This window comes from Virgibacillus flavescens (assembly GCF_050574275.1).
Lineage (GTDB): Bacteria > Bacillota > Bacilli > Bacillales > Amphibacillaceae > Virgibacillus_F > Virgibacillus_F flavescens.
In genome coordinates this window covers 2,420,839-2,446,669 of the sequence record NZ_CP192260.1, presented here as the reverse complement: position 1 = coordinate 2,446,669, position 25,831 = coordinate 2,420,839, and the positions used below count along the sequence as shown (strand labels likewise).

General features: G+C 35.6%; 27 protein-coding genes and 2 riboswitches. Of the genes, 13 read left to right on the top strand and 14 right to left on the bottom strand.

The annotated features are described in order from the left end of the window. Positions 1-10: 10 nt before the first annotated feature. From VBD025_RS11855 to VBD025_RS11820, 8 genes are all read left to right on the top strand, one after another. Positions 11-874 carry a 5'-3' exonuclease gene (locus tag VBD025_RS11855; RefSeq protein ID WP_430785705.1) on the top strand — a complete coding sequence of 288 codons (864 nt, stop codon included), beginning with the start codon at positions 11-13 and terminating at the stop codon, positions 872-874. Between the two features lie 221 nt (positions 875-1,095). Beyond that, positions 1,096-1,944, top strand: a complete 849-nt coding sequence (locus VBD025_RS11850; RefSeq protein ID WP_430785703.1) for a gamma-glutamylcyclotransferase — start codon at positions 1,096-1,098, stop codon at positions 1,942-1,944. Between the two features lie 9 nt (positions 1,945-1,953). After that, positions 1,954-2,601, top strand: a complete 648-nt coding sequence (locus VBD025_RS11845) for an ABC transporter ATP-binding protein (RefSeq protein WP_430785701.1) — start codon at positions 1,954-1,956, stop codon at positions 2,599-2,601. Further along, positions 2,601-3,392, top strand: coding sequence for an ABC transporter permease (locus tag VBD025_RS11840; RefSeq protein WP_430785699.1), 792 nt, complete (start codon positions 2,601-2,603; stop codon positions 3,390-3,392). Before VBD025_RS11845 ends, VBD025_RS11840 begins: the two co-directional genes overlap by 1 nt. An 86-nt stretch (positions 3,393-3,478) precedes the next feature. Then, positions 3,479-3,646, top strand: coding sequence for a hypothetical protein (locus VBD025_RS11835; protein ID WP_430785697.1), 168 nt, complete (start codon positions 3,479-3,481; stop codon positions 3,644-3,646). Between the two features lie 250 nt (positions 3,647-3,896). Further along, positions 3,897-5,246, top strand: coding sequence for a D-serine ammonia-lyase (locus VBD025_RS11830; protein WP_430791382.1), 1,350 nt, complete (start codon positions 3,897-3,899; stop codon positions 5,244-5,246). A gap of 514 nt (positions 5,247-5,760) precedes the next feature. Continuing rightward, the gene (locus tag VBD025_RS11825; RefSeq protein ID WP_430785695.1) at positions 5,761-6,321 is read left to right on the top strand and encodes a CPBP family intramembrane glutamic endopeptidase; all 561 of its coding nucleotides are present in this window, start codon (positions 5,761-5,763) and stop codon (positions 6,319-6,321) included. Between the two features lie 15 nt (positions 6,322-6,336). Further along, complete coding sequence (locus VBD025_RS11820) at positions 6,337-7,020, top strand: DNA alkylation repair protein (RefSeq protein ID WP_430785693.1); 684 nt, start codon at positions 6,337-6,339, stop codon at positions 7,018-7,020. 57 nt (positions 7,021-7,077) lie between these two features. Here VBD025_RS11820 and queE read toward each other — a convergent pair whose 3' ends face one another. From queE to queC, 3 genes are read right to left on the bottom strand one after another with little or no spacing between them, the layout of a single operon-like run. Continuing rightward, positions 7,078-7,806, bottom strand: coding sequence for a 7-carboxy-7-deazaguanine synthase QueE (queE, locus tag VBD025_RS11815; RefSeq protein ID WP_430785691.1), 729 nt, complete (start codon positions 7,804-7,806; stop codon positions 7,078-7,080). Continuing rightward, complete coding sequence (queD, locus tag VBD025_RS11810) at positions 7,799-8,266, bottom strand: 6-carboxytetrahydropterin synthase QueD (protein WP_430785689.1); 468 nt, start codon at positions 8,264-8,266, stop codon at positions 7,799-7,801. The genes queE and queD overlap by 8 nt, the downstream gene beginning before the upstream one ends. Next, the gene (queC, locus tag VBD025_RS11805) at positions 8,266-8,934 is read right to left on the bottom strand and encodes a 7-cyano-7-deazaguanine synthase QueC (protein ID WP_430785687.1); all 669 of its coding nucleotides are present in this window, start codon (positions 8,932-8,934) and stop codon (positions 8,266-8,268) included. The genes queD and queC overlap by 1 nt, the downstream gene beginning before the upstream one ends. An 82-nt stretch (positions 8,935-9,016) precedes the next feature. Further along, positions 9,017-9,061, bottom strand: a riboswitch (PreQ1 riboswitch). A 276-nt stretch (positions 9,062-9,337) separates the two neighbouring features. Between queC and VBD025_RS11800 the strand changes: the two genes are divergently transcribed. Next, on the top strand, positions 9,338-11,002 hold the full coding sequence (locus VBD025_RS11800) for a peptide ABC transporter substrate-binding protein (RefSeq protein WP_430785685.1): 1,665 nt from the start codon (positions 9,338-9,340) through the stop codon (positions 11,000-11,002). 165 nt (positions 11,003-11,167) lie between these two features. After that, positions 11,168-11,271: riboswitch (purine riboswitch) on the top strand. 5 nt (positions 11,272-11,276) lie between these two features. On the opposite strand, the gene VBD025_RS11795 is transcribed toward VBD025_RS11800, so the two are convergent. Beyond that, complete coding sequence (locus VBD025_RS11795; protein ID WP_430785683.1) at positions 11,277-11,417, bottom strand: hypothetical protein; 141 nt, start codon at positions 11,415-11,417, stop codon at positions 11,277-11,279. An 18-nt stretch (positions 11,418-11,435) separates the two neighbouring features. Here VBD025_RS11795 and VBD025_RS11790 point away from each other — a divergent pair, with 18 nt between their 5' ends. Then, positions 11,436-12,344 carry a 5'-methylthioadenosine/S-adenosylhomocysteine nucleosidase gene (locus tag VBD025_RS11790; protein WP_430785681.1) on the top strand — a complete coding sequence of 303 codons (909 nt, stop codon included), beginning with the start codon at positions 11,436-11,438 and terminating at the stop codon, positions 12,342-12,344. Positions 12,345-12,630: 286 nt separating this feature from the next. Here VBD025_RS11790 and VBD025_RS11785 read toward each other — a convergent pair whose 3' ends face one another. After that, positions 12,631-12,774, bottom strand: coding sequence for a hypothetical protein (locus VBD025_RS11785; protein ID WP_430785679.1), 144 nt, complete (start codon positions 12,772-12,774; stop codon positions 12,631-12,633). A gap of 398 nt (positions 12,775-13,172) precedes the next feature. Further along, positions 13,173-14,240 carry a citrate/2-methylcitrate synthase gene (locus VBD025_RS11780; protein WP_430785677.1) on the bottom strand — a complete coding sequence of 356 codons (1,068 nt, stop codon included), beginning with the start codon at positions 14,238-14,240 and terminating at the stop codon, positions 13,173-13,175. A 112-nt stretch (positions 14,241-14,352) separates the two neighbouring features. Between VBD025_RS11780 and VBD025_RS11775 the strand changes: the two genes are divergently transcribed. After that, complete coding sequence (locus VBD025_RS11775; protein ID WP_430785675.1) at positions 14,353-15,231, top strand: LysR family transcriptional regulator; 879 nt, start codon at positions 14,353-14,355, stop codon at positions 15,229-15,231. 23 nt (positions 15,232-15,254) lie between these two features. Here VBD025_RS11775 and VBD025_RS11770 read toward each other — a convergent pair whose 3' ends face one another. Continuing rightward, positions 15,255-16,784 (bottom strand): FAD-dependent oxidoreductase, encoded by a 1,530-nt coding sequence (locus VBD025_RS11770; protein WP_430785673.1) that lies wholly within the window; start codon positions 16,782-16,784, stop codon positions 15,255-15,257. An 85-nt stretch (positions 16,785-16,869) separates the two neighbouring features. Then, the gene (locus tag VBD025_RS11765; RefSeq protein ID WP_430785671.1) at positions 16,870-17,838 is read right to left on the bottom strand and encodes a P1 family peptidase; all 969 of its coding nucleotides are present in this window, start codon (positions 17,836-17,838) and stop codon (positions 16,870-16,872) included. A gap of 78 nt (positions 17,839-17,916) precedes the next feature. On the opposite strand from VBD025_RS11765, the gene VBD025_RS11760 reads away from it, so the two are divergent. Then, a complete protein-coding gene (locus tag VBD025_RS11760) occupies positions 17,917-18,195 on the top strand; it encodes an acylphosphatase (RefSeq protein WP_430785669.1) in 279 nt (92 codons plus the stop codon). A gap of 47 nt (positions 18,196-18,242) precedes the next feature. Here the strand turns inward: VBD025_RS11760 and VBD025_RS11755 are convergent, their stop codons facing one another. Next, complete coding sequence (locus VBD025_RS11755; RefSeq protein WP_430785667.1) at positions 18,243-18,479, bottom strand: 4Fe-4S dicluster domain-containing protein; 237 nt, start codon at positions 18,477-18,479, stop codon at positions 18,243-18,245. A 196-nt stretch (positions 18,480-18,675) separates the two neighbouring features. Between VBD025_RS11755 and VBD025_RS11750 the strand changes: the two genes are divergently transcribed. Then, positions 18,676-19,866, top strand: coding sequence for a M14 family metallopeptidase (locus tag VBD025_RS11750; protein ID WP_430785665.1), 1,191 nt, complete (start codon positions 18,676-18,678; stop codon positions 19,864-19,866). Here the strand turns inward: VBD025_RS11750 and VBD025_RS11745 are convergent, their stop codons facing one another. The 5 genes from VBD025_RS11745 to VBD025_RS11725 all read right to left on the bottom strand — a co-directional run bounded on the left by VBD025_RS11745 (position 19,867) and on the right by VBD025_RS11725 (position 25,830). After that, positions 19,867-20,406, bottom strand: a complete 540-nt coding sequence (locus VBD025_RS11745; protein WP_430791380.1) for a histidine phosphatase family protein — start codon at positions 20,404-20,406, stop codon at positions 19,867-19,869. A 274-nt stretch (positions 20,407-20,680) separates the two neighbouring features. Then, positions 20,681-20,887, bottom strand: a complete 207-nt coding sequence (locus VBD025_RS11740) for a DUF6501 family protein (protein WP_430785663.1) — start codon at positions 20,885-20,887, stop codon at positions 20,681-20,683. 140 nt (positions 20,888-21,027) lie between these two features. After that, positions 21,028-21,990 (bottom strand): peptide-methionine (S)-S-oxide reductase MsrA, encoded by a 963-nt coding sequence (gene msrA / locus VBD025_RS11735; RefSeq protein ID WP_430785661.1) that lies wholly within the window; start codon positions 21,988-21,990, stop codon positions 21,028-21,030. Positions 21,991-22,070: 80 nt separating this feature from the next. Further along, positions 22,071-22,484, bottom strand: a complete 414-nt coding sequence (gene vrrA / locus VBD025_RS11730) for a VrrA/YqfQ family protein (RefSeq protein ID WP_430785659.1) — start codon at positions 22,482-22,484, stop codon at positions 22,071-22,073. Between the two features lie 229 nt (positions 22,485-22,713). Then, positions 22,714-25,830 carry an AAA family ATPase gene (locus VBD025_RS11725; protein ID WP_430785657.1) on the bottom strand — a complete coding sequence of 1,039 codons (3,117 nt, stop codon included), beginning with the start codon at positions 25,828-25,830 and terminating at the stop codon, positions 22,714-22,716. Position 25,831 lies beyond the last annotated feature (1 nt).

The window sequence follows — 25,831 nt, the reverse complement described above, 5'->3', positions numbered from 1 at the left end:
GAATAGTTATATGGGGAAACCAACAGTTTTATTAGTTGATGGAATGGCATTACTATTCAGAGGATTTTTTGCTACATCTTTCAAAGGCAATTTCATGCGGAATAGTGACGGCATACCTACAAATGGTATGCACCAGTATTTAAGGTATATGCTTAACGCGATTGAGACGTTTAATCCAACACATGTGGTGTGCTGCTGGGATATGGGAAGCAAGACATTCAGAAGCGAAATGCTGCCAGCTTACAAAGGAAATCGTTCTGAGCCACCAGAAGAATTAATTCCGCAGTTTGATCGAATTAAGGAAGTCATGGATGTGTTTACCATCCCGAACGTTGGCCTTGTAAATTATGAAGCTGACGATTGCATTGGTACACTGGCAAGAGAATTTGCCGAAGAAAATGAAGTGATGATTCTAACTGGGGATCATGATATGCTTCAATTAGTAGACGAAGGTATTCAGGTCGCAATTATGAAAAAAGGACAAGGTAACTATGAAGTGTTTACACATACGAATTTTCTTGAAAAAAAAGGAATTGTACCACGGCAGGTAGTTGATATGAAAGCTCTAATGGGAGATACTGCTGATAACTATCCGGGTGTGAAAGGCATTGGCGAAAAAACCGCCTTAAAACTTATCCAGGAGTACGAATCGATTGACAATCTTCTTCAAAACGTAGATAAGTTGCCAAAAGGCATTCAAACAAAAATTCGCGATAATATAGATATGCTCCATTTATCAAGACAATTAGCCGAAATTAAATGTGATGTACCCATTAGTTGTGAATTAGAAGAAGCACTATGGAACTGTGATGATATTTTAATTAGTAATAAACTAAGAGAATTAAATTATAATAATTTAGCAAAATTAATATAATTTCAAGCTTAATGGATGAGGTTAACCCTTATCCATTTTCTTTTGGTTAAAAAATCGGCATATGATTCTAATCTATTTAAGGGGTATATGCATATACCCCTACCAATAATCTACATAGGGAGTGGGGGTATATAAGAAATGAGGGAGGGTATGCAGAATCCTTTCATTACAACAGATTTTCATTATAATTAGAATATGATATTTCATTAGGAGGAATTTAAATGCCGATACTATTTGTTTACGGTACGCTGCGAAAAAATGAACAAAACCACACGCTTTTAGGCGATGCGAAAGAGATTAACAAGCAGTGTTGGGTTGAGGGTTCGTTATATGACACAGGTAACGGTTATCCTGTACTAGTACAGGGCGGTGATACGAATGTTTACGGAGAGCTTTACGAAGTAACTCAGAATCAATTGGAATTAATAGATGAATTGGAAGGGTATAAAAAGAATGATACTAACAATTTATTCGAAAGAGTCCATGTAGATGTTGTTAACGATATTGGCCACTGTATGAAAGCAATAACGTATGTAGGTGGTACATCATTAATTAATTCCAAAAAATGGATAGAAACTGGAGACTGGAACGTACATAAGTACCTCAATGAACTTGAGCTGCTTTATTTCGCTTATGGTTCCTGTATGGATGATGAACGATTTGTTTTGCAAAAGGTAGACCATCATTTTAAAGATGTCCTTGGATGTGGTTCGCTCGATGGGTATGAACTGCAATTCTCGAGGGATTCAAACGACGGAGGTAAAGCAGATATTGTAGAAACTAAAAATGAAACGGTAGAAGGAAAAGTGTATCAGGTATCACTTGAAGCAATCAAATACCTTTATCACCGTGAGGGGGTGGATTCATTTGCCTACAGACCTGCTATAATAGATGTTGTCATCAGTGGTAAAATTAAGAGAGCAATTACATTTATTGGAACTCAAAAGGAAGATGAAACTCCCCCAACTGCACTATATGCAAGAGAGATCCTCCGTGGTGGTAAAGAATTTTTAAGCGATACCTATCATACTAAACTACAAAATAAAATAAACGGTTTATTGAATAAATAGGAGGTCGAAATGTCTTTCATAATTAAAAACTTAAAAGTAGAAACTATTATAGCGATCAGCGAACTGACAATTCCTTCCCAAGAAGTAACGTGCATTGTTGGTCAAAGTGGCAGTGGTAAATCCACTTTCATGCGTCTTTTAAATAACTTGGATAATCCAGATGAAGGAGAAATATTTTTTCAAAATGAAAACATTCAATCCCTGGATCCAATTGAACTGAGGCGCAATGTTACAATGGTCCCGCAATCACCAGTGATATATGAAGGGACCGTCAAAGAAAATTTACTGGTTGGCTTGAAGTTTAGCGAGAACGAAGCTGCGTCTGATGCAGAACTGGAGAATTCCCTTCAGTTAATGAGATTAAATAAAGGACTGGACACGGTAGCAAAAGATTTATCAGGTGGAGAAAAACAACGCCTGGCGTTAGCTCGCGGTTTGCTCATGAGCGCAGAAGTGTATCTTTTAGATGAACCATCCTCATCTTTAGATGACGAGACAGCATCTGATGTAATTAAAGCTTTCATGAAACGGACGAAGGAGCTTAATAAAACTGTCATTATGGTAACGCATGATAAGAAACTAGCTGAACAAATTAGTGAGAACATAATTTATATGGATAATTATAGTATTAATAACGATAATGGAGGATTTGGGTAATGGAGAATGCAGGTGCAGTTAATCTCAGTTTTTGGCAGTTACTTGCTGCGTATGTCTTTGTTGTACTACTAATAGTTATTGTTAAAATTAAAAAAATCCCACGTGAAAAGCTAATTGTCATATCAACAATCCGGATGACACTTCAGTTAATTTTAGTTGGTTATGTACTTATTTTCATCTTTGATCATCCTCATCCATTACTTACTGTAGGAATTATTTTGTTTATGTTAAGTTTTGCAGTTTTTAATGTTTATCAAAGGACGAAAGAAACAATCGGTCTCTCTATTAAAAAGATGATCGCATTAGCAATGATGATAGGACTTAGTATCAGTTTAATCTTTTTCATGTTAGTGGTATTGCAGCTTGATCCTTGGTACGACCCCATGTACTTTATTCCGATCGGCGGAATGATTATTGGAAAAACAATGACAGGTATATCGCTTGGCGTAAACAATCTTTTAATAGGAATGCGGGAGCAGAAAGAAAAAGTGGAAGGCGCGCTAATGCTTGGAGCTACACCAAAAGAAGCATCAAAAGATATTATTAATCAAGCGTTTGATTCTGCAATGTTACCAACAATTAATGCGATGGTTGGAATGGGAATCGTATTTTTACCCGGTATGATGACTGGTCAAATCATCTCTGGAACTTCTCCACTTGTAGCGGTTGAGTATCAAATAGCAATCATGCTGGGAATCGCTGGTACGGTATCGTTAACTGTTGTTATCTTTTTGCATCTTGCCTATCAAACGTTTTTTAATGAAAGAAAACAGCTCATCTCACCAAAATAAATTGTTAAATGAAAGAAAATTGAAACTTTATTCGTTCGTAAACGTATATAATACTAAGGTATATTTAACAGGTGGAGGTGACTGCATTGACTTTACTCGGCTGGATCTTCTGGGGAATTATTGCTTTCATAATTATTCTGGCATTTGTTCTAGGTCGCTTTGTTGGAGGACCAGGAGAAAGAAGTACAACCCAGATTAGAGCAGAACAACAAGCACATCAGGATTCAAGCTCGAATCATTCTGGTGGATTATAAGTTATCAAGTGACATTTCATGTTTAACCGAACATGAAATGTCACTTTACTTTTTTCTTGTATTTCGCCTTGCATGCACTTTCCTGACAACAATGACGACCAGTTGTAAAAAGGGAGACAGAAGTGGTACATTACAGTACAGTAAGCAGTGCCTTGCATCCATAAGGGAAATTAATATAAGATACTGAACTATGGATTTTTATGAAAATAGTAAGGTATACTACTGGTATGTGCAGTGAAAGGTGGAACAACTGGTGTATACAGAAAAGGAAATTAAATATTACTCAGAAAAAAAACCCCTATTGAACAAAATCATTAACGTCGAGCCAGTGGTCTGGTTAAATTCGAATAGAAAAAAGATGAATGATTTTCATAATCCTTCTTTAACTAAAACAGATATGAATGAAGCGGAAAGTCTTTGGTTGCGCTTTGCACCATATTTAGAAAAAGCATTTCCAGAGACAGTTAAAACAAATGGAATAATTGAATCACCGCTTAAACGAGTGAATTTTTTTCAACAGGAATATGAAAACCGATATTCATCACTTTCTGGTGGTGAATTGTACTTAAAATGTGATAATGAATTACCAATTGCTGGTTCAATTAAAGCTAGAGGTGGTATATACGAAGTCCTGCATTATGCTGAAAATTTAGCGATGGAAGAAGGGCTTTTATCAAAAGAAAGTAATTACGTTCAGTTTGACAGCGATGAATTTAATTCGTTTTTTAACCAATTTACAATTGGTGTCGGGTCGACTGGAAATTTAGGGTTAAGTATAGGAATTATAAGTGCGAAATTAGGTTTTCAAGTATCTGTATATATGTCTGCCGATGTAAAGCAATGGAAGAAAGACTTACTTCGTGCGAAAGGTGCAAATGTACTTGAATTCTCTGGTGATTTTAGTGAAGCAATTAAAAAAGGGAGAGAAAAAACTAGTGCTGATCCTAAAGGATACTTTGTTGATGACGAAGATTCAAAGCATTTATTTTTAGGCTATAGTGTTGCAGCACTCCGTTTGCAAAAACAGCTCGATGACCAAAATATTAAAGTTGACGCTGACCATCCCTTGTTTGTTTATTTACCATGTGGAGTTGGAGGTTCACCTGGCGGGGTTACTTTCGGGTTAAAACAAATATATGGTGACAATGTCCACTGTTTTTTTGTGGAACCCACGCATTCACCGTCGGTATTAATAGGATTACTGACTGGCAAGATGGAAAAGGTAAGTGTACAGGATTTCGGTCTAGATAATAAGACAGAAGCGGACGGTTTAGCTGTAGGGCGTCCGTCAAAATTTGCCACTCCGATTAGTAACCATTTAATTAGTGGTATATACACATTAGAAGACGATAAACTGTTTGAATTACTCATCATGCTTGCCGATAAAGAAAATATTTATCTTGAGCCTTCAGCCACAGCAGGATTATTGGGTCCTTCTAAAGTACTGCATTCGAATTATTTACAACAAAATAATTTAAATGCTGATAACGTTACGCACATTGCATGGGCAACCGGTGGGGCATTAGTGCCGGAAGAAGATATGAACCACTTTTATGATAGAGGGAGATTTAACAATAATAACTCTCCTCTCGCAGACTGAAATAAGTCTCCCTAAAACAGTTAAATTAGCCTGCACTCCATTATTGTAGTTGACACAAAATCTCTATACTGCGCCGTAACTTTCGAATTTTTTCTATTGCAGACTTACAAGTGCAGACTTACAAGATATCTTCAGAAATAAACTGCGATGTAACAGCGGCGTGATTTCCACGGATGGCAGTCGCGCACCTTAGGGCGGCTGGTGAGCCTCCTCGTGCTACCGCACTCCGGGGTCTCACCTATGCCTTTCCTCCCGCAGGAGTCGACTGCCATCCGCTCCAATCTCTTAAAGAAATGTGGATGTCGAGTATTAATTAACTGCACACCTGATAGCAATTTTATTTCCAGATACATTGGTTTAGTATAATGATAGAATTGAAGGAGTTAGTTTGTTTCTGAAAATTGGTGGTGAGAGTTAATGAGGACTTTATACATAATAGTAAGTACCTTGTTCACATGTGCGCTATTAGCATTTTTTCGAACACGGAATTGAGATTAATTATGGAATAAAAACCGTGTTTAAAATAGGATTCTTTTTTGTCATTATTTTAGGGTATGTCATCCTGTTTAAAGATTTCAGATTCAAGGATCCGGTTAACATTCATAAAATGACTAGGAAACAATGGATTCGCGTACTTTTACTTGGATTAGCCTCAGCTGGTTCCATATACTTTGCATACTTACTTTTGAATCCAATTCTAGATATGAATAGAATTAAGGAAGATCTAGTTAACCGGCTGGGCATAACCAAAACAGGTTTTATTTTTGTTGGAATTTATGTGGCTTTTGGGAATTCATTTTTAGAAGAGTACTTTTTCAGGGGGTTCATATTCTTTCATTTGCCAAGAAAATGGGGATACATCTACGGCCCACTATTATTTTCTTCTTATCATATTCCGATGATAATCTTTTGGTTTAGTCCATTGTTAGTTTTTGTATGCTTTTTAGGGTTATGGGCAATTGGCATGGTCTTCCATAAAGTGAATGAAAAGAATGGTACAATCTGGGCATCCTGGGTAATCCATGTTTGTGCTGACATTATGATTATACTAATTGGGTTTACCTTATTTTATTAAGCAACGAGAGGATGTATGAAATTGAACAATGCAGAAAATCTGACATTATTATTTGAAGCAAAACGTAATAAGGAACAAGCTGAACCTATGATGAAATATATGAAGGGGCATTTCCCGTTTCTGGGTATTAAAACTCCTGAAAGAAAGCAACTATTAAACTACTTTTACAAAAATAATGAAATTTTAAAAGAACCATTTAACGAAGATTATGTAGGTGCATTGTGGGGAAAAAATGAAAGGGAGTATCAATATGCAGCTTTGGACTATATTGGCAGATCATTAATAAAGCTGGAAAAAGATCATCTGCTTCTTTTGGAAAAGTTAATAATAACCAAATCCTGGTGGGATACAATCGATGGAATTGCTCCAAATTCTGTAGCTAAAATAGCAGGGGAATTTCCAGAAGTTATTCCTGAGACAATTGACGGTTGGGCATATAGTGATGACATGTGGTTAAATCGAACATCCATTCTTTTTCAGTTGAAGTTCAAAGAGAAAACAAATGAATTGCTTCTTTATAAATACATCAAACAAAATGCGGAAAGTAAAGATTTTTTTATTCAGAAAGCAATAGGGTGGGCCTTGAGAGAGTACGCTAAAACAAATCCAGCTTCCGTAAAGCACTTTATCGAAAACAATACACTTGCAAAGCTAAGTGTACGCGAAGGAAGCAAACATCTAAAAAAAAGCACATATTAGATCCGTGTGCCAATAGAAAAGTGTCCATTCCCATTGCAAAGGGTATGGACACTATATTTAAACACCGCGTTTGTTGCCCCAAATCAGGGCGTGGACTTGCGGTAATACACGAACATGATTCAATTTAGATGAATCAACCACTTTATCAATCAGCCATTCGTATTTAGTCAATAGATGACTGGCAAGATTAGATGGTTGACCTTCTTCTAAATCATCATTCCCTACCTGCAGAAAGAAAGAGATATGAGGGTAGCGTTCGTGAACCTTTTCTGCATAAGATAAATCTTCATCATTAAAGATAACTACTTTTAAACTCGTGTTGCTTATTCGATTGTTGTTTTTCAACTTGGTCGTAATATGATCAAGTATTTCCCAGTTTGTATCCATTTTTGAACTTGGAGGCTTAGGTGAAATGGTTAAATCGTCAATCGATACAAACCAATCCTGCCAGCGGCTTCCTTGTGTTTCGAGCGCAACTTCCATACCTAAGTTGTGTAAACCATCAACTAGTTCATTAAGCTTTGCCAGCAAAGCTGGATTCCCACCTGAGATTGTTACATGATCAAATTGATTTCCACCAATTTCTGTTAGGCGATTTATAATTTCATCGGCCGTGAGTCTTTCAATTTCATCTTTAGCGCTGCCATCCCACGTGAAAGCTGAATCACACCAAGAACAACTGTAATCGCATCCGGCAGTTCGTACAAACATCGTTTTTCGACCGACTACCATACCTTCTCCTTGAATGGTTGGACCGAAAATTTCAAGTACAGGAAATTTATTCATGAGTCATCCACTCCCGTCTTGCCTCAGCATAACTGGTTGGTGTCTCGTAGAGTTTCACGAATTCTACTCTGCTGTCGTTCGCTTCATTAAGAAGTGCTTTTTCCATCGTTTCATAAATCCAGACAACCATATTTTCCGCTGTTGTGTTCATTTTAGGCAGTGTGTCATTCAAATATCTGTGATCAAGATGGACCTCAATATGTTTCTTCCAAATCTGTTTTATATCTGCAAAGTCAATTACAATTCCAATTTCATTTACATAGCCACTTATACCAAAAATCACTTTGTATGTGTGACCATGCAAATTTTTACATTTCCCTTCATAGCAATGAAGGTGGTGGGCCGCATCAAAGGTGAACTCCTTACTTACAATTACTCGCTTCTTATGATATTTTAATTCGTGCAACTTGATATCTTCATTCATTTTCTGCAAGCTTTCTACAATTGTAAATCCGTACATCAGACGTTCACCTCACTAATTTTCTTGAGGTAAGAGTCAAGTCCATTTTTTCGAAGTTTACACGCCGGACACTCACCACACCCGTCTCCCCGAATACCGTTGTAACAGGTTAGTGTTTTTTCACGAACATAATTAAAAGCATCAAGTTGATCAGCAAATTCCCAGGTTTCTGATTTGTCCAGCCACATTAACGGCGTGTGTACCACAAACTGTTCATCCATCGATAAGTTTACCGTTACATTCAGTGACTTCACAAAAATATCGCGGCAGTCAGGATACCCACTAAAGTCTGTTTCACAAACTCCTGTTATAATATGTTTTGCTCCAATCTGTTTTGCCAGTATGGCAGCAAAAGAGAGGAAGAGGAGGTTTCGTCCAGGTACAAAAGTTGAAGGTAATTCTCCGTCTTCGCCATCTTTTACTTCTATATCATTACGTGTTAAAGCGTTTGGTGCCAGCTGTCCGAGTAAAGACATGTCAAGTACATGGTGTTTTACATTCATATCATTTGCGATTTCCTTTGCAACCTCAATTTCTTCGTTATGTCGTTGATTATAGTCAAAGGTAACAACCTCCACCTGATCGTATTTTGTCAATGCCCAAAACAAACAGGTAGTACTATCCTGACCTCCGCTAAATACCACTAATGCTTTATTATTTTTTCCCATAAAAAAATTCTCCTTCGCTATTGAAGAAGAGATTTATTCACACCCCAAAACAAAAAAACTATACCTAAGGCAAGGTACAGTTCCATCCTTAGTTTTTTATAGAGGGTGTAGCTAGAACCTCTCCTGCAAAATACAGATTTATATTCTATTTCCTACCAATATACTATAGCATAAATACTAGAGATTTTCAGTTGAATTTGAAATAAGAAGAAGTACGAATATGCATAATCCGCTACCTTATAGATAATAATAATTATATGTTTGCATTGATTTCCTTGAAGTTCAGTACTAAATAGACATGCAAAAAGTAATTGTTAGAAATTAATTACTCTTTGCAATATTGCTAATGTGAAGTTATAATAACTATAGGTATTTCAATACAAATTATAGGAGGGTCTATTAAGTGAAGCAAAAACTTTGGACATTATTATTAGTACTTGGTCTATTTCTTAGTGTATTAGCAGCATGCAACAATAACAGTAATAAAGACACTGAAAAAGAGACAGAAGGTTCAACAGAAGAAGGGGAAAAAGTACTTAATTTTACTAATCCTGAAACTATCCCATCTATGGATCCTTCGCTTGCTACAGATGAATCATCTTTTATTTATCTGGCTGCGACAATGGAAGGTCTATACAGATTGGATGAAGAAGCAAAGCCAGCACCCGGAATTGCTACAGAACACAAAGTAAGTGAAGATGGACTTACATGGACTTTTACTTTACGTGAAGATGCTGTATGGCAAAATGGGGAGCCTGTAACTGCAAATGATTTTGTTTATGCTTGGCAGCGTGCAGTAAATCCTGATACTGGTTCTGAATATGGACCTTACATGATGAATGGCGTTATCAAAAATGCTGAAGCAGTAAGTTCAGGAGAAATGGCACCTGAGGAACTTGGTGTTAAAGCAGATGGAGATTATACATTTGTTGTAGAACTTGAAAATCCAACACCTTATTTTGAATCACTTACTACGTTTGGCACATTCTTTCCATTAAATCAGAAATTTGTTGAAGAACAAGGTGATAAGTTCGCTACCAGCTCTGAAACTTTATTGGCAAATGGCCCTTACACAATGGGGGAATGGGAAAGTACAAGTAGCTCATGGGATCTTGTTAAAAATAAAGATTACTGGGATGATGATGTAGTAAAAATGGATAAGTTAACATTTGAAGTAATAAAAGATCCACAAACTGCAGTGAATTTATATACTTCTGGTGCAGTTGACCGTGTTACGCTAACTTCTGATCTTGTTGATCAGTATAAATCTCATGAAGATTATACAGTTACAGCGGATACATTTGTTTATTTCATAAAATTCAATCAGGAAACAACGGAAGCACTTGCTAACAAAAATATTCGAGCAGCAATCAGTAGAGCATACGACAAACAAGCATTAGTTGATGAAATCCTTAACAATGGTTCACTAGTAGCGAACGGGCTTGTACCTGCTGATTTTACTCCAATGCCAGAGTCAGGTGATGATTTCCGTGAAGTTAGTGGAGATCTAGTAACGTATGATCTTGAAAAAGCAAAAGAGTTATGGCAAAAGGGGTTAGAAGAGATCGGTAAAGATTCGATAGAACTTGAATTATTAACAGATGATGACGCAACAACCAAAACTATGGTGCAATATATTGCTAATCAACTTTCGACTAATCTAGAAGGATTAACGATTAACTTAAAACAAGTTCCAAAAGAGCAACGACTTGATTTAGATACAAATATGAACTACGAATTACAAATTTCCAGATGGGGTCCAGACTTCCTAGATCCATTTACATTTATGAATTTATGGACGACAGATAGCGGAAACAATGCAATGGGCTATTCAAATCCAGAGTATGATAAGTTAGTTCAGGAAACTGCAACAACACTATCGCAGGATAATCCAGCACGATATGATAACTTCTTACGAGCTGAAAAAATGTTGTTTGAGGATGCAGCTATAGCACCTATCTTCCAAAGTTCAAGAGCACAATTGGTTTCTCCAAAAATCAAAGGTGTTTATGTAAACCCATTCGGCGCAACTTTTGAATATAAATATGCAGATGTTGCCTCAGAATAATTAATAATAAGTTTTAAAAAATGAAGGTCCTTTAAAAAAGGATCTTCATTTTTTTGTGGAGATTTATTTAATTTCCAACATAAAACACGAACATTTAACAATATAAACATATTAATGTTCAGTTTTTATTGATTTTATGGGATTTTTTTGCTATATTAGCAAAGTATCATTTTATATTTGATCACTCGTATATACTCAGTAATAAGGTCTGAGAGTTTCTACCAGGTTCCCAATGAAAGAACCAGACTGCGAGTTAAAGTAATTAGCGTTCGAGTTATAATAATGCTTTAAAGATAATTAAACAGTTTGTTTGGTTCTCTTTACTTTGACTTACGTAGGTCAGGTCCGTTGGGTAGATATATTCTACTTCTAGTGGACCTTTTTTATATTGACCTAAACCACGAGTATACAACACAACAAGGAGGACAACAGGATGAGAGAGGTAACAGAACAACGAAAGAGATTTTTCAAAAATAACGTAACATTAGCATTTATTTCTTTACTAATTGTTATATTAATTGCGGGATGCAGTTCAGAAGATAAGTCTAAAACTTCAGGTGCTCAGGAAAAATCTCAAAGACCTATCCTGGTTCAGGGGCCAATGCCAATTGAAGCAGAAAAGTTTGCTGAACGACTAGAAAACGTGAAAAAAAAGAAGTCTGGAACCTTTGAATTTTATATTGGTACCGTAGATGCTTACCCGGTAATCGTTTCGAAAACAGGGAAGGGAATGGAAAATACAGCAGCTGCCACGGCTGTGGCTGTTGAAAAATACAATCCCATTGCAATAATCAATCAGGGAACTTCCGGCGGGCACGATCCTGACTTACACGTGTTTGATATTGTATTAGGTACGAGATCTGTTAACATTGGCTCATTAAAGACTGGGGATAGAGCTGAAAATGAAGGCATTGCTCCAAAAGAATGGAAACCAATGGACCTTATGGCTTCAGAAGGAAGCGCTGGTGAAGACCCAGATGCTGAAAATATTCGCTACTATGAAGCGGATAAGAAATTACTTGCTGCTGCGAATGCAGTAAAAGGCACGTACACGAAAGGGAAAATTGTTGAGGGTACTATAGGCTCTGCAGATGTCTGGAATAATGAAGTCGACAGAATTAATTGGTTTCATAAAAAGTATGGTACTTCAGTAGAAGAAATGGAAACTGCATCAGCTGCACAAATTGCAAAAGCTTATGAGGTGCCATTTCTCGGTATTCGAATACTTTCTAACAATAAAGTTAATGGTGGAACATACAACCCAAATACTGCTGCAGCAAATCAGGAATATGTTTACGAAGTCGTAAAACAATATATTTCTACATTTCCAGGAAATAACTAACAGAATAAATACAACATATATGTTGTATTTTTAGATTGTAGCTTGTAGAGAAAATCTTGTTTTTCTACAAGCTTTCTTTAATACACTTCGCTTTCACCACTCCGGGGGTACAAGCCTTTCACTGAATGACATTTATTGAAGCACATTATGCACTTTTTCGACCTATATATTGTATTCAATCAGTTATTACAGTTATTCATAATAAAAAACCGACGTTGTAAGTTAGGCGATGGACTGTTTGTTCAAACATTCGAGCACGTTTCTAGATGAAGGAATAGCTTAGTATTTATGCTGCTTTTTTAACCTCAGATACCGCTTTTTCTTGTTTTATATCTAAGTAGTAAATACGAGGCAAACCCCAATATATCCAGTAATCGTGTACGAAAGAGGATCCTAAAAACAAAATCATTTGCCAATCAAAATTCCTCATGACAAAACCTCCAATCTATATTATTAGTTATATTTAAGAAGGAACTTGTCTAAGAACTTGATTCTAATGGATAATCGTTAATAATAAATAAACCATAATCGAAGTGCGTTGTATAAACGTTTTTTCTCGACAGTTGTCTCCAAAATTTCGATGGAATAGCTCGTATACTTTTGAAGGGAAGATTGTGAGGGACTGTTGGATTGAATAGGAGAATTTATGTGAACAATGGAGGTAGGAACAATTATTGGTAACCTTTTTTATTTTTCTTCTAGTTTACATAATATTTATTATAGGAAGTTAAATACAATTTCTATTTTTACATCTCACAACCAAGTATACTTTAGATAATGAGATATTTTAAAAAATCACACCTCCGATTAAGATGTGATTTTTTTATTCTAATTGCCTGTGTATTTTGCAGCTGGTCTAAAAATAACATTATTATTTTTTTGCTCGATTGCATGTGCACACCAACCGACAATTCTACTTGAACTGAAAATTGGTGTAAATAATTCCGAATCAATATCCAGTGACTTCATAATTGCTGCTGCATAATATTCTACATTTGTATATAACTTTTGATTTGGTTTATATTTACTTAATATCCTGATTGTTTCTTTTTCAGTTTTTAGTGCCAATTCAATCCAATCAGGTTTACTTTCTAACGACATTATCGTTGTTTTTAATGCTTCAGCTCGTGGGTCTAGTGTTTTATATACCCGATGGCCAAACCCCATAATTCTTTCTTTATTCTCAAGTTTAGTATGAATAACTTTACTAATATTATCCTCACTGCCAATTTCCTCAAGCAATTGAATAACTCCTGAAGGTGCACCACCATGCAATGGTCCCTTCATGGTTCCAATTGCACTGGTAATAGCAGATACTATATCACTTTGAGTAGATATTGTTACTCTGGCAGCAAATGTAGACGCGTTTAAACTGTGTTCCATCGTCATGATAAGGTATACCTCAAGCATTTTCGCATGCGACGTATTGACGTTGTCTGTTAATATATGCAAAAAATTCGGAACATGATCGAGTTCGTAATCTGCGGTAATGTTTGGCAGATTGTTCATTTGTCGGTATCTGTAAGCGATAATTGCTGGCGTTACAGCTATCAGATGTATTGCGTTGTCTAAGTCGCTGTGCTTATCTAGCGTTAGAGCGGAGATTGCTGTCCTTAACGTATCCATCAGTGAATGTTCCGGTGATAATCGATCAATAATCTCTTTAATGTTTGCTGGAATTGTACGGAAATCTTTCAGTTTTTTTATGAATAAATTTAGTTCATTATTATTTGGATAGTTACCATGTAATAAGAAGTATGCTACCTGCTCAAACGAATAATTATTTACAATATATTGTATATCTTCACCTCGATAAGTCAAAATTCCTCTTTCTCCGTCTATGTTGCTCAGCATTGTCTCACAAGCAACTACACCTTTAAGTCCTGGTTGATACATATTCAGCTCTCCTTCCATGTCTGTAATTTCATTATAAACCAGCATATTGATTATTAAAATTTAGTAATTTTTAGTATAATGATTAGTAATAGTTATTAATGAGGTGAAAAGCGTGGATACAAACACATTACGAACATTTATTTTAGCTGCTGAATATGAAAATTTTAGAGTCGCAGCAGAAAAAATGTATATTACTCAGCCTGGTGTTACTTTTCAAATTCGTCATTTAGAAAAAGAACTTGGCGATAAATTATTTATGAAAAACGGCAGGAATATTGCTTTGACTGAGTTTGGAAGATTATTTTACTTGGAAGCAAAAGAACTAGTGCAGCAATACGAACAAAGTCTGGAGAAATTAAACAGATTTAAACAGGGTTACCATAAAATTATTCGTATTGCTATCTCTCCCCTCCTTGCTGATACGCTGTTCCCAAGTATTTTACGGGAGTATACAAAAAAATTTCCGAATGTCGAAATGGTAATAGAGGTTCTGGAATCGGATCAAATTTCAAGTAGGATTGAAAATGGTGATGTGGATATCGGCATATCTTGTTTACCTGGTTCGCGAATGATCCATTCAACTAAATTACATGAGGAACCAGTGAGCCTGATTTGTTCACACGATGGATATGATGCAGAATCTGGTCCTATTATAGATGCACGTGAATTACTAGAAAATAATATTATCATTACGGATAATCATCCGGTATACTGGTATGAATTGAAAGAACAGCTTAGCAATAATCTACAATCGTATAAATTTATGCGGGTAAACCAAACGCACATTACAAAAAGATTTGTCTTAGAAAGTATTGGTGTAAGTTTTTTACCTAAGTCAATAATTAATCGTGACTTATTAGAAGGTCGGCTATTAGAGGTGGATGTACCGTTCATAAAAATGCCAACTGCAAGTATGTATGTACTTTATAAGTATGATCATCAAATAGAAAGTGATTTTCTTAAATTTGTTTCAAATTTTCATATAAGTTAAGAAAAAGCAACCAAATTGGTTGCTTAATCGTTTTTAATTTTTTTTAGTGGTTTCTTTGCCGGACCTTCGATGACATCACCAGTGTATGAAAATCTTGAGCCATGACATGGACAATCCCAAGTTCTGTCGCCTGAATTCCATTCGACCTCACAACCAAGATGTGTACATGTAGTGTCAACCATATAAAGCTTTTCTTGCTTGTCTTTATAAACTCCCGCTCGATTGCCGTCAATGCGTGTAATTGTAGCCTCATCAACCTTTAGATCACTCACAATGTCATTTGTATACTCAAGTTTTCCTTTTATCAAGTGCTTTGCTACATCTGCATTTATGCTGGAGAATTTCCTGACGGATGGATCGGCTTGAAACCTGGAAGGTGAAAACAATTCCTGATATTCATTACTCCCATTTAATATACTATCAGTTATCATCCTTGCAGCTAATGTCCCATTAGTCATTCCCCATTTACGAAATCCTGTTGCAACGAACACCGATTCCTGTTTTGCTGTAGTTGGACCTATATAAGGCACCTTATCCAACGTAATCAAATCCTGTGCTGACCATCGATTTGCATATTCAGTGATACCAATTTCCCGCTTTGCAAATTCTTCAAGAGCGTTGTAGTGTTCTATTGTTGGTTTACCTTGACCTGTTTTATGGCTATCCCCACCGATTAGCCATAAATCTTCGCCGTTATTAGTTGTCGATCGGATGGATCTTGTAGGATCTTCAGCATTAATGTACATTCCACCCGGGTATTGTTTATCTGATTTTATAGCCAGAACGTAAGACCGGTCTGCATACATTCGTGTGGGATAAAAGCCTTGACCATCATAAAATGGATAGTGAGATGCCTGTATTACGTACCTGCATGTTACTCGTTGACCATCGCGTGTAATAATTGCAGGATGCTTATTATATTCGATGTCTGTTGCGGTAGTGTTTTCAAAAACCTGAGCACCATTTTTAACTGCATCATTTAATAATGCCTTTAAATATTTCAATGGATGATACTGTGCCTGATCCTTCATTACAATCGCTGATTTCATTGAAAGATTCAATGGCATATTTTGAACCATCTCACCAGGGATTTTTAACCTGCTATATGCTTTATCCTCTAATTCTAATTTGGATAAATACGAATCAGAATTAGTGAATAGAAAAGCGTCTTCCTTTTTAAAATCACAATCAATATCATGTTTCTTAATCATTTTTGTGATGAACTCTAATGCCTCAAGATTCGCCTTATAATACATAGAAGCTTTTTCTTCACCGAAATGTTCAATCAACTCATTATAAATTAGTCCATGCTGGGCAGTTATTTTGGCAGTAGTATGGCCAGTTGTACCATTTAAAACTTCTCCTGCATCAATTAGTACTACTCGTACATTTTGTTTTGCTAGAAGGTATGCTGCGGTAATTCCAGTAATTCCTCCACCGACTATACCTACATCAGTATCAATGGTTTTATCTAATTTAGGGTAACCTTCAAGCTTAACTGAATCACGCCAATAGGGCTCAGGATACTGAGGAATGTTCGTATATTCTGTCATTACTATTTCTCCTTCATTTAAATGATTATAGATAGGTTTAACACTTTGAACATCTATTATTCACTAATTAAATGAAGATAGTTTGTTACTTGCAATCCGTATGGCTTGGAATGTCCAGGATACTTGAAGCGTTTATTACAGCATTCATCACTGCATGTTCCACAACATGGCTTGCCAGCATACTTAACACGTTTAAATCAGTTTCAATTTTGTTGGTTGTTAATGTGAAAAGCGTGTCTCCATCAACTAGGGTATGTGACGGTCGAATAGTTCTAGCAAAACCATCATGTGCGATAGTGGCAATTTTATTCGCTTGTGATTTTGATAAACGTGCATTTGTCATAATCGATCCAATTGTAGTATTACTTGTGAATCGATTCGTAGATTTATTATCTAATTGTGCAAGTAATTGTTTTTCACTATTAAGAAATTTTCTGTTCTTACGGTCATAAACACCCGCAAGTACCTTGTTTGTAGATGGATCTATTACGTCTCCAAATGCGTTAACTGCTACTAAAGCTCCAATTTTCAACTCTCCAATTTCAATAGCATAGCTACCTATTCCACCACGCATTAAAAAGTCAGGTCCTAAACACTTTCCAACTGTTGCTCCAGTACCTGCTCCTACGCTTCCGGATAAAAATAAACTATCAGAAAAAGCCTGATTACATGCTTTGTACCCCATATCACTATCAGGTCTGACCTTTGGATTACCTGGAAATAAATCGAACAAAATAGCACCAGCAACAATTGGCACTTTTGAAACCTGAACATCAAACCCGACATTTATCTCTTCCAAATATCTCATCATCCCGGAACCAACATCTAGTCCATAGGCACTTCCTCCTGATAAGAAAATTCCATGGACCACTTCAACAAGGTTTTCTGGTTGTAAGGCGTCAGTCTCTCTTGTTCCTGGTGCCCCTCCACGAACTTCCACACCTCCGACCGCACCATCTTCACAAATAATAACACTGCATCCAGTTAAAGCTTCTTCATTTTGAGCGTGACCGTACTTAAATCCTTCTATATCGAGAATTGAAATCTCTTTCATTATTATCAGCCTTTCTATGTTTTGATATCGAGGTAATAGGAAATGGATTACAATAGTACTAGAGAAGGAGTGAATAAAATGATTAAACATATAAGTGTTAATGGATTAGTTCAAGGTGTAGGATTTCGATTTGCTACTAAACAAAAAGCTGATTCGCTGGATCTAAGGGGTTGGGTGAAAAATATGGAGAACGGTACAGTACAGATTCAAGTTGAAGGTCAAGAAAAACAAATTGAAACGTTTATTTCTTCAATTAAAGATAATCCCACTCCTGTCTCGCGTGTGGAACATATAGAAGTAAAAAAAGTAGATCACGTAGATCACATGGAACCAACAAAAGACTTTTTAATAAAATAATGAATTCTATTTAAAAATAGCCGCTATTTTATAATAGCGGCTATTCCTTATCTATCAAAGAATTTACGATTCATCTCAACATATTCATTTTCTTTCTCAGGTACTTCATCTTCCATAAATATAGCCTCAACTGGGCATACTGCTTCACATGCTCCACAATCTATACAAATATCCGGATCGATATAAAACATATCTTTCCCTTCTTCTATACAATCAACAGGACAAACTTCTACACACTCTCCTGCTTTTTCATCTTTACAAGGTGACGTAATTACAAAAGCCATCTATATTCCTCCTCTATGGTAATAATTTCATTTTTATAAGAATAAACATATCAATGCAACTAATAAAAGGTGCCACAGTTGGGATGATTATGTACAAATATATGATCATGCTATTTTCTATACCATATAATCATTATTCTACATAACAACTAGCATTCTTTCAAGCTATATTAGTAATTGAAAGGAGAATATCTTAATGGAAATTAGGATTCGTCAAAGCGATACACTTTGGTATTATAGTCAATTATTTGATATACCATTATTGTTAATAGAACAATCAAATCGTGGACTCACTCCTCAGAACTTAGCGATAGGACAATTAATTAGAATACCTGGTTACATTGAAAATAAACATACGATTAGAGCGAATGACACATTATGGAAGATTTCATCACAGTATAACGTACCCATTGATTCGATTTTATTGGTTAATCAAACGATTGATCCAACAAACCTCGTAATTGGATCTTCAGTTTCCATTCCGTATCGAATTCGTAATTTACTGGTACAGGATATTAATAATTATACGTACGAAAAGATGATAAATGATATAAATAGATTAGTTTCTGTCTACCCGTTCCTTGCGCATCAAACAATTGGGTCCTCTGTTATGGGCAAAAACCTGACAGAATTACGACTAGGGGTTGGACCGAAACGTGTGCATGTGAATGGGTCCTTTCATGCAAATGAATGGATTACAACTCCAATTATTATGAAATTTGTAAACGAATATTTGCTCGCATTAACAAACAGCTCCTCAATAAGAGGAATTTACATGTTACCATTATTTATGGAAACCTTCTTTTCAATTGTACCTATGGTAAACCCTGATGGAGTAGATTTAGTGATCACTGGATTGCCGGAGAATACTACTTACGCTGCCCAGGTGTTAGAAATTAATAATCAAAGTCAGGATTTTTCAGGATGGAAGGCAAACATTAACGGGGTCGACTTAAATAATCAGTATCCGGCTTTATGGGAAGTCGAAGCTAACAGAAAACCATCTAACCCAGCAGCTAGGGATTATCCTGGACCATATCCCTTATCCGAGCCAGAATCAGTTGCTCTTGCCGAATTAACTTACGCACGTGATTTTGCTCGTGTAAATTCTTTTCACACACAAGGAGAAGTCATTTATTGGGGGTTTGAAGGCTTAGAACCTCCAATTTCAGAAGTTATAGTAAATGAGTATGCTCGTGTTAGTGGATATGAACCCATTCAATATGTAGATAGCTTTGCTGGATATAAAGATTGGTTTATACAAGAATATCAGAGACCCGGATTCACCATCGAACTTGGTAGTGGCATAAACCCACTACCAATTAGACAATTTAATGAGATTTATGAAGAAAGCCTAGGTATCTTAATCGCTAATTTATATTTATAATTAATACGATTTTTCCCATAAACAGGAAATAGTGTAATTATCTCCACTGGTTTCCAGTAAATAAACGTCAGGATTATTTAAATTTTTCCACTCATCAAATCCAATAGTTTGATCGAATCTTTTTAACATGAGTGAAATTAAATTTCCGTGACTAACTAGAATGACATTGTTCCAGTTATTACTATTCAAAACAGATTCCAGAACAGAATTACCTCTCGAAATGGCTTCATTCGCTGATTCGCCACCAGGTAATTTGTAATCTAATTCATTAAAAGATTGTTCTAAAACCTCCATCCAGTCATCAACAGGTTCATCACTTAGAATACGCTCATGTAATCGTTCATCCACGTCTATTGTTAAATTGTTAGATTCAGCATAAGGCTTAATACTCTCAATTGCACGTAAGTAAGGGCTTGAAATTATGCCGTCAATTTTTGTATTTTGTTTATCGAAAAAACGTGACAGCAGTACAGCTTGTCGCATGCCCACAGTAGTTAATGGTGAGTCTTTATGTTGACCTTCTGCCAAGCAATGGCGCACTAAATAAATTTTTTTCAATGCTGTTCAGCCCCTTTGTATTTAAAAGTATAAACTTTTCTAGATTAAAGTATACAAAAATAGAAGTTTTTCATCACTATTTTCATATAAAGTAAATCTAACTCAAAGCTAAACACAATTTAAATTATTGAAAATAGTAAGTAAATTATATCATTAATAGTTAAAATATAATATATTTTTTACGAAATATTTAGGAATAAAGATTATGTAAGTCACTTTATATAGAAAATAAAAAAATAACAGGGTTAATCCCCTGTTATTTTACTTCGGAAAAATAATTTTTACGGAAACCGCCTATCCGATCACTGTTATCAATAATAAAATAAAATTCATCTGTTTCATTTTTAACATCATATACCTTTCCTGGTGTTAATTTATGATGAACGATGAATTTTGTTGCATCAGCATGCACACATTCAATCTGTTTAATTGTATCCCTTTTTTCCCAATCTAAATGTATCATTGAATCCCTCCAACAGATCTTGTTTACATAATGTTATTATGATTACTAAACTATTTTAGTTTAGAAAACTTGGATTATCGCAAGCTTTAATGGCAGAAGTCTTAGTTGCACTTTTACAGTAAAAAATGGTCTATACTTGCTTACCTGCTAAATAAACGTAAATACGCTTCATATCCTTCTTCACGCATTTGTTCTTTTGGTATAAAGCGAAGTGCAGCAGAATTCATACAGTACCTTAGACCACCTTTATCTTTTGGTCCATCGTTAAACACGTGACCGAGATGCGAATCTGATGTTTTACTGCGCACTTCCGTCCTCCTCATACCTAAAGTGGAATCAGATTTTTCGGTTACGTGATATTGATCTACTGGTTTGGTAAAGCTTGGCCAACCACAGCCCGCATCAAATTGTTCTTTAGATGTAAATAGAACTTCCCCAGAAATCAGATCCACATAAATTCCGTCTGCCTTATTGTCCCAGTACTCATTTTGAAAAGGACGTTCGGTTCCGTTCTCCTGAGTCACCTTGTACTGTATTGGTGATAACTGCTCTTTTAATTTTGCTTTATCTTTTGTGGGTTTCCAATTTTCTTTGATGAAATCAGCTCTTCCAGAACCTTTTTTATATAACCCGTAATGAAATGAATGCTTTTTAAAGTAATCCTGGTGCTTATCTTCAGCTTTATAAAAGTGTTTAGCAGGTATAATTTTTGTTACAATTGGTTTTTTGAACCTACCACTTTCTTCAAGTTTTTGTTTTGATTGTTCTGCAATTATTCGTTGATTCTCATTGTGGTAAAATATAGCTGTTTGATAGGACTCTCCACGATCATTAAATTGACCGCCGCTATCTGTAGGATCAATTTGCTGCCAGAAAGTTTCAACAATACTTTCATATGGCATCACATCTGGCTCAAATGTTATTTGAACTGCCTCCAAATGTCCTGTGGAATTGGAACAAACTTCTTCATAAGTCGGATTTTCTGTTCTACCACCTGTATATCCTGAAACAACCTCTTTAATACCCGGGCGTTCATCATATGGTTCCACCATACACCAGAAGCACCCACCTGCAAATGTGGCTTTTTCTAAATGTGAAGTCATTTTCTTCCTCCAATCCAATTATAGCTCATCTCTATTTTTTCCTTTTTCTTATAAAAAATCAAGTGTTCGGCTTATTAAACTTAAATAAATAATTTTGGCTTGGACTCATGAAATTCATTACTGCTTTTTGATTCTTTGTTTAAGCTATTGAAATTAGTTGACTTTTGTTTAGTATCAGTATGTGTTTCGCTGTCAATTTCATCCGGTTCATTTAATGCTTTCATCATTTTAATCATTGCTGGTAAATTTTTAACCATTGGTCCATATTCCTTAATCATTGGTGCTGCGGATTCTACCATATTCATAACTTGCTGTATATTAGATAGTGTTTTCGTTAAACCCCCATTACTAGGGTTCAAAAATGAAGTGATAGATAAAGGTACAGATGATCTCGGTTTGGAAACAGGATAAGGTGCCGAACGTTGTGGCCGCACACTAAATGGGTCGGTAAATTGACGTTGTGGAACAGAAGGACGATTATTTATCGGAAACATATGACATACCTCATTTCTTAATGATTTATCTATATTAGTTTACGTATAACATTAAAAATGGTGTAGGCTATCCATATAGAAAAATGGCCACCTTCCCTTTTGGACGATGGACCTCTCTTACTTGAAAACGTTAATATTTCCCGGGAAAGCGCAGAATACAACATTAATTTTAGTAATAACTGCAAAAATTGACGAATTATATCTTATAACCAAAAAACATGACGTACTATTAGATTTTACCAAATTGAAATTGAAATTTTGATCCATTTCTAGATGGAGTTATTTGCAATTTTGCATGTATTTCACTCTTTAAGTGTGGAACATGTGAAATAATTCCGAGCAATCGATTGCTTTCCTGTAAATCTTTTAAACAATCGATTGCTTGTTGCAGGGATTCTTCGTCCAACGTGCCGAATCCTTCATCAATAAATAATGTGTCTAACTGAACACCACCAGCATGGGTCTGAACAACATCAGCTAGGCCTAACGCTAAACAAAGTGATGCTTTAAACCCTTCTCCCCCTGATAATGTTTTTACTGACCGCTGTTGGCCGGTATGATGGTCCAGAACTTCTAAGTCCAGCCCACTTTGTGCTCCCCTTTTAGCAACTTGCTCACTTCTAATCAGTTGATATCTATGATCACTCATCCGATCGAGCCTTAAGTTTGCCTGAAGAATAATCTCATCAAGAAAAGATGCTAAAACATAACGTTCAAACGACAATCTTAATGAATTGTTTCCGTGTGCTAAATCAGCTAATTCCCCAATCGCATAGTAATCACTTTCCAGTTCAACCTGTTCCTCGTACTGTTTTGTAACTGATTGATAGATCCGGTCGTGACTTGTTACTTTCATTCTCAAAAGCTGTACATGCTCATTAATATTATCCAGCTCCTGTTGAGCTTTAGTTAAATCAGAATTCAGTTTTTCGATGTCCGGCATTTCTTTCCCATGAATGTCATTAATTATGTTTTTTAACGTGTAAGAAATTTCCTCACTACGCTTTTCATAAGTTTGAACCGAATTCTGTAACTTTAATTGTTCCTCATCAGAAAGAATCGCATTTTTGTACAATTCTACTGAATTAAAACCAAAAACTTCTACCTGTTTCTTAAATAATGAATCGTATTTAACGTAGTTATCTCTTGCTCTCTTTGCGTTTTTTTGTTTTTCTTCCAAAATTGTTTTCTCTTTTTGAATCCTATCTCTAGAATCCTGATAATCCTTTTTCAATTGCTGCCAAGTATTTATCCATTTAGTATATGTTTTTTCTTTTTCTGTAATTTCAAGTTCAAATTTATACGGATCAGTTACGTTTTCAGGAATGCTTTTCTTTAGATCTTCCACTTTATATTCGTATTTAACTAAGCTGTCATTTGAAGCTTGATAGTTTTTAGATAATTGATCAAACGTTTGTTTAACTGTCTCCTTTTGGCTTATTAGCCCTTCTCTATCAGCTTTAATTTGTTGAAAACTTTCCAGTCGATGATGAATTTCATTACGCTTCCCTTGATACTCCAAGGATTTTTCTTTCCATTGATCAAATATTTTTCTTCGTTCACTTCTCTCGAATTCAGGTAAATTGTTCTTAATTTCTTCTTCAAGTTTATCAACTAATAATCGTTGACTCTGACCTTCTGATTTGCTGTCTACATACGTTTTTTGAAAATCCTCAACACTTTTCTCATCTTCGCGTAATTTGTTTTCAATAACTTCCATACGTTTCCAGTCAAGGGTGTCTTCGTGATTATGAGCTTTGTCAGGATGTTGATGAGATCCACAAACTGGACAAGGCATTCGATTATCTAATTGTGCTGCAAGAACCACTGCATACTCTTTCTTTTGCATAGATTCTAATTTCTTATATTCCTCGCGCGTTTTAGTAAGTTCTGTTTGCTTCTGTTGAAAGCTTACTTTGATTTTCAAATAATCGGAACGTAACGCAACCAATTTTTCATCCTCTAAATTCAATTTTGTTAACTGTTGTATTATTTGATTTGCTTTTTCACATTGTTCTTTCATCTCATAGTACTGTTTGGTTAACATTTGTTCACTTTGCAAACTAACATCTGTTTCCTTGATTTTTCTCTCAATTGCATTACTTTGACTATCCAGATTCGTTAATTCATTATTTATTTCGTTCCGTTCTTTTTTTAGCTTTGTTAATTCATCGGAAAACTTCAAATAAAGATTTACATATTCAAGCTGCTGTTTTTCTTTACTGATTGTTGCTTTAAATTGATCACGTGCATCTTCTTCTTTAAGTTGGTCATTATATGACTTCGAGATGATTTCAAACTCATTCTCTAATCTATTTACTCGATCAGACTGAAGATGAAGTCCTTTTTCTTCTTCTTTAGACTCTTGTAACCTCTCCATCATTTGTTCTTCAAATGGAATAACTTTCGATGCACTTGCTGCAGCTTCCAGCTTTTTTTTCGTTTCTTGAATTGATTCTTTCCTCTTATCTAATTCCTTTTGCTCCATTTCCAATGTTTGCTTTTGTGTATATTTTTCTTCTAAAGTTTTTGCATGTTGCAATGATTGTTGGAGCAACTGTAATCCTTGTTGATGTTGATCTCTTTTACTAATTTCATTCACGTTTAATTTCTTCGTTTCAACAATTTCATTTTTTAATTTTTCCAACGTAAGTTTAATCGTATCGGACTCATCAGGCGATATATTTGTCCACTCTATCTTACTTAATTCCTGATGAATTGCTTGTTCGATAAATACAATTTTATCTTTTAGCGTTCGAGCTTCTGTTTTTAATTGATCAGACATTCGTTCGTAAAAATACGTATGAAAAATATTTTGCAGAACAGCTTCTCGTTCCTTACTGTTTTCCGAAATCAGTTTACGGAATTCTCCTTGTGGAATAAGAATCATCTTACGAAACTGTTCATAATCGAACCCTAATTTACTTTCAAGTGTTTCGTTAACTTCCTTAATTCGGGAATATAGTAAGATTTTCTCCCCATTTTTCACTTCGTATAAAATTGCCTTAGGGGGATCATCTGTAAATCCTTCCCCGCGTTCTTTTTTCTTATATTGTTTTGGACTGCGGCTAACAACATACTCTTTTTGATTTAAGGCAAATTGAAATTTCACCTCGGTATAATCCTCCATCGTTGCAAAATGACTGCGTAAGGAATCCTGATCACGATCAGATCCACTTGCACGGCCATATAATGCATAGCAAATCGCATCAAAAATCGTAGTTTTTCCAGCGCCAGTTGGACCAGTAATGAGAAAAATCGATTCTCCTCCTAAGTCCTCAAAATTAATAGTTTGCTGTTCCCAGTATGGTCCAAATGCTTTCAAACTTAGTGAAATAGCACGCATA

Coding starts and splice junctions, on each gene's coding strand:
- VBD025_RS11855 (WP_430785705.1), top strand. CDS start 11: ATGGGGAAACCAACAGTTTTATTAGTTGATGGAATGGCATTACTATTC.
- VBD025_RS11850 (WP_430785703.1), top strand. CDS start 1,096: ATGCCGATACTATTTGTTTACGGTACGCTGCGAAAAAATGAACAAAAC.
- VBD025_RS11845 (WP_430785701.1), top strand. CDS start 1,954: ATGTCTTTCATAATTAAAAACTTAAAAGTAGAAACTATTATAGCGATC.
- VBD025_RS11840 (WP_430785699.1), top strand. CDS start 2,601: ATGGAGAATGCAGGTGCAGTTAATCTCAGTTTTTGGCAGTTACTTGCT.
- VBD025_RS11820 (WP_430785693.1), top strand. CDS start 6,337: ATGAAATTGAACAATGCAGAAAATCTGACATTATTATTTGAAGCAAAA.
- queE (WP_430785691.1), bottom strand. CDS start 7,806: ATGAATAAATTTCCTGTACTTGAAATTTTCGGTCCAACCATTCAAGGA.
- queD (WP_430785689.1), bottom strand. CDS start 8,266: ATGTACGGATTTACAATTGTAGAAAGCTTGCAGAAAATGAATGAAGAT.
- queC (WP_430785687.1), bottom strand. CDS start 8,934: ATGGGAAAAAATAATAAAGCATTAGTGGTATTTAGCGGAGGTCAGGAT.
- VBD025_RS11790 (WP_430785681.1), top strand. CDS start 11,436: ATGAGAGAGGTAACAGAACAACGAAAGAGATTTTTCAAAAATAACGTA.
- VBD025_RS11785 (WP_430785679.1), bottom strand. CDS start 12,774: ATGAGGAATTTTGATTGGCAAATGATTTTGTTTTTAGGATCCTCTTTC.
- VBD025_RS11780 (WP_430785677.1), bottom strand. CDS start 14,240: ATGTATCAACCAGGACTTAAAGGTGTAGTTGCTTGTGAGACAATGCTG.
- VBD025_RS11770 (WP_430785673.1), bottom strand. CDS start 16,784: ATGACAGAATATACGAACATTCCTCAGTATCCTGAGCCCTATTGGCGT.
- VBD025_RS11765 (WP_430785671.1), bottom strand. CDS start 17,838: ATGAAAGAGATTTCAATTCTCGATATAGAAGGATTTAAGTACGGTCAC.
- VBD025_RS11760 (WP_430785669.1), top strand. CDS start 17,917: ATGATTAAACATATAAGTGTTAATGGATTAGTTCAAGGTGTAGGATTT.
- VBD025_RS11755 (WP_430785667.1), bottom strand. CDS start 18,479: ATGGCTTTTGTAATTACGTCACCTTGTAAAGATGAAAAAGCAGGAGAG.
- VBD025_RS11750 (WP_430785665.1), top strand. CDS start 18,676: ATGGAAATTAGGATTCGTCAAAGCGATACACTTTGGTATTATAGTCAA.
- VBD025_RS11740 (WP_430785663.1), bottom strand. CDS start 20,887: ATGATACATTTAGATTGGGAAAAAAGGGATACAATTAAACAGATTGAA.
- msrA (WP_430785661.1), bottom strand. CDS start 21,990: ATGACTTCACATTTAGAAAAAGCCACATTTGCAGGTGGGTGCTTCTGG.
- vrrA (WP_430785659.1), bottom strand. CDS start 22,484: ATGTTTCCGATAAATAATCGTCCTTCTGTTCCACAACGTCAATTTACC.
- VBD025_RS11725 (WP_430785657.1), bottom strand. CDS start 25,830: ATGCGTGCTATTTCACTAAGTTTGAAAGCATTTGGACCATACTGGGAA.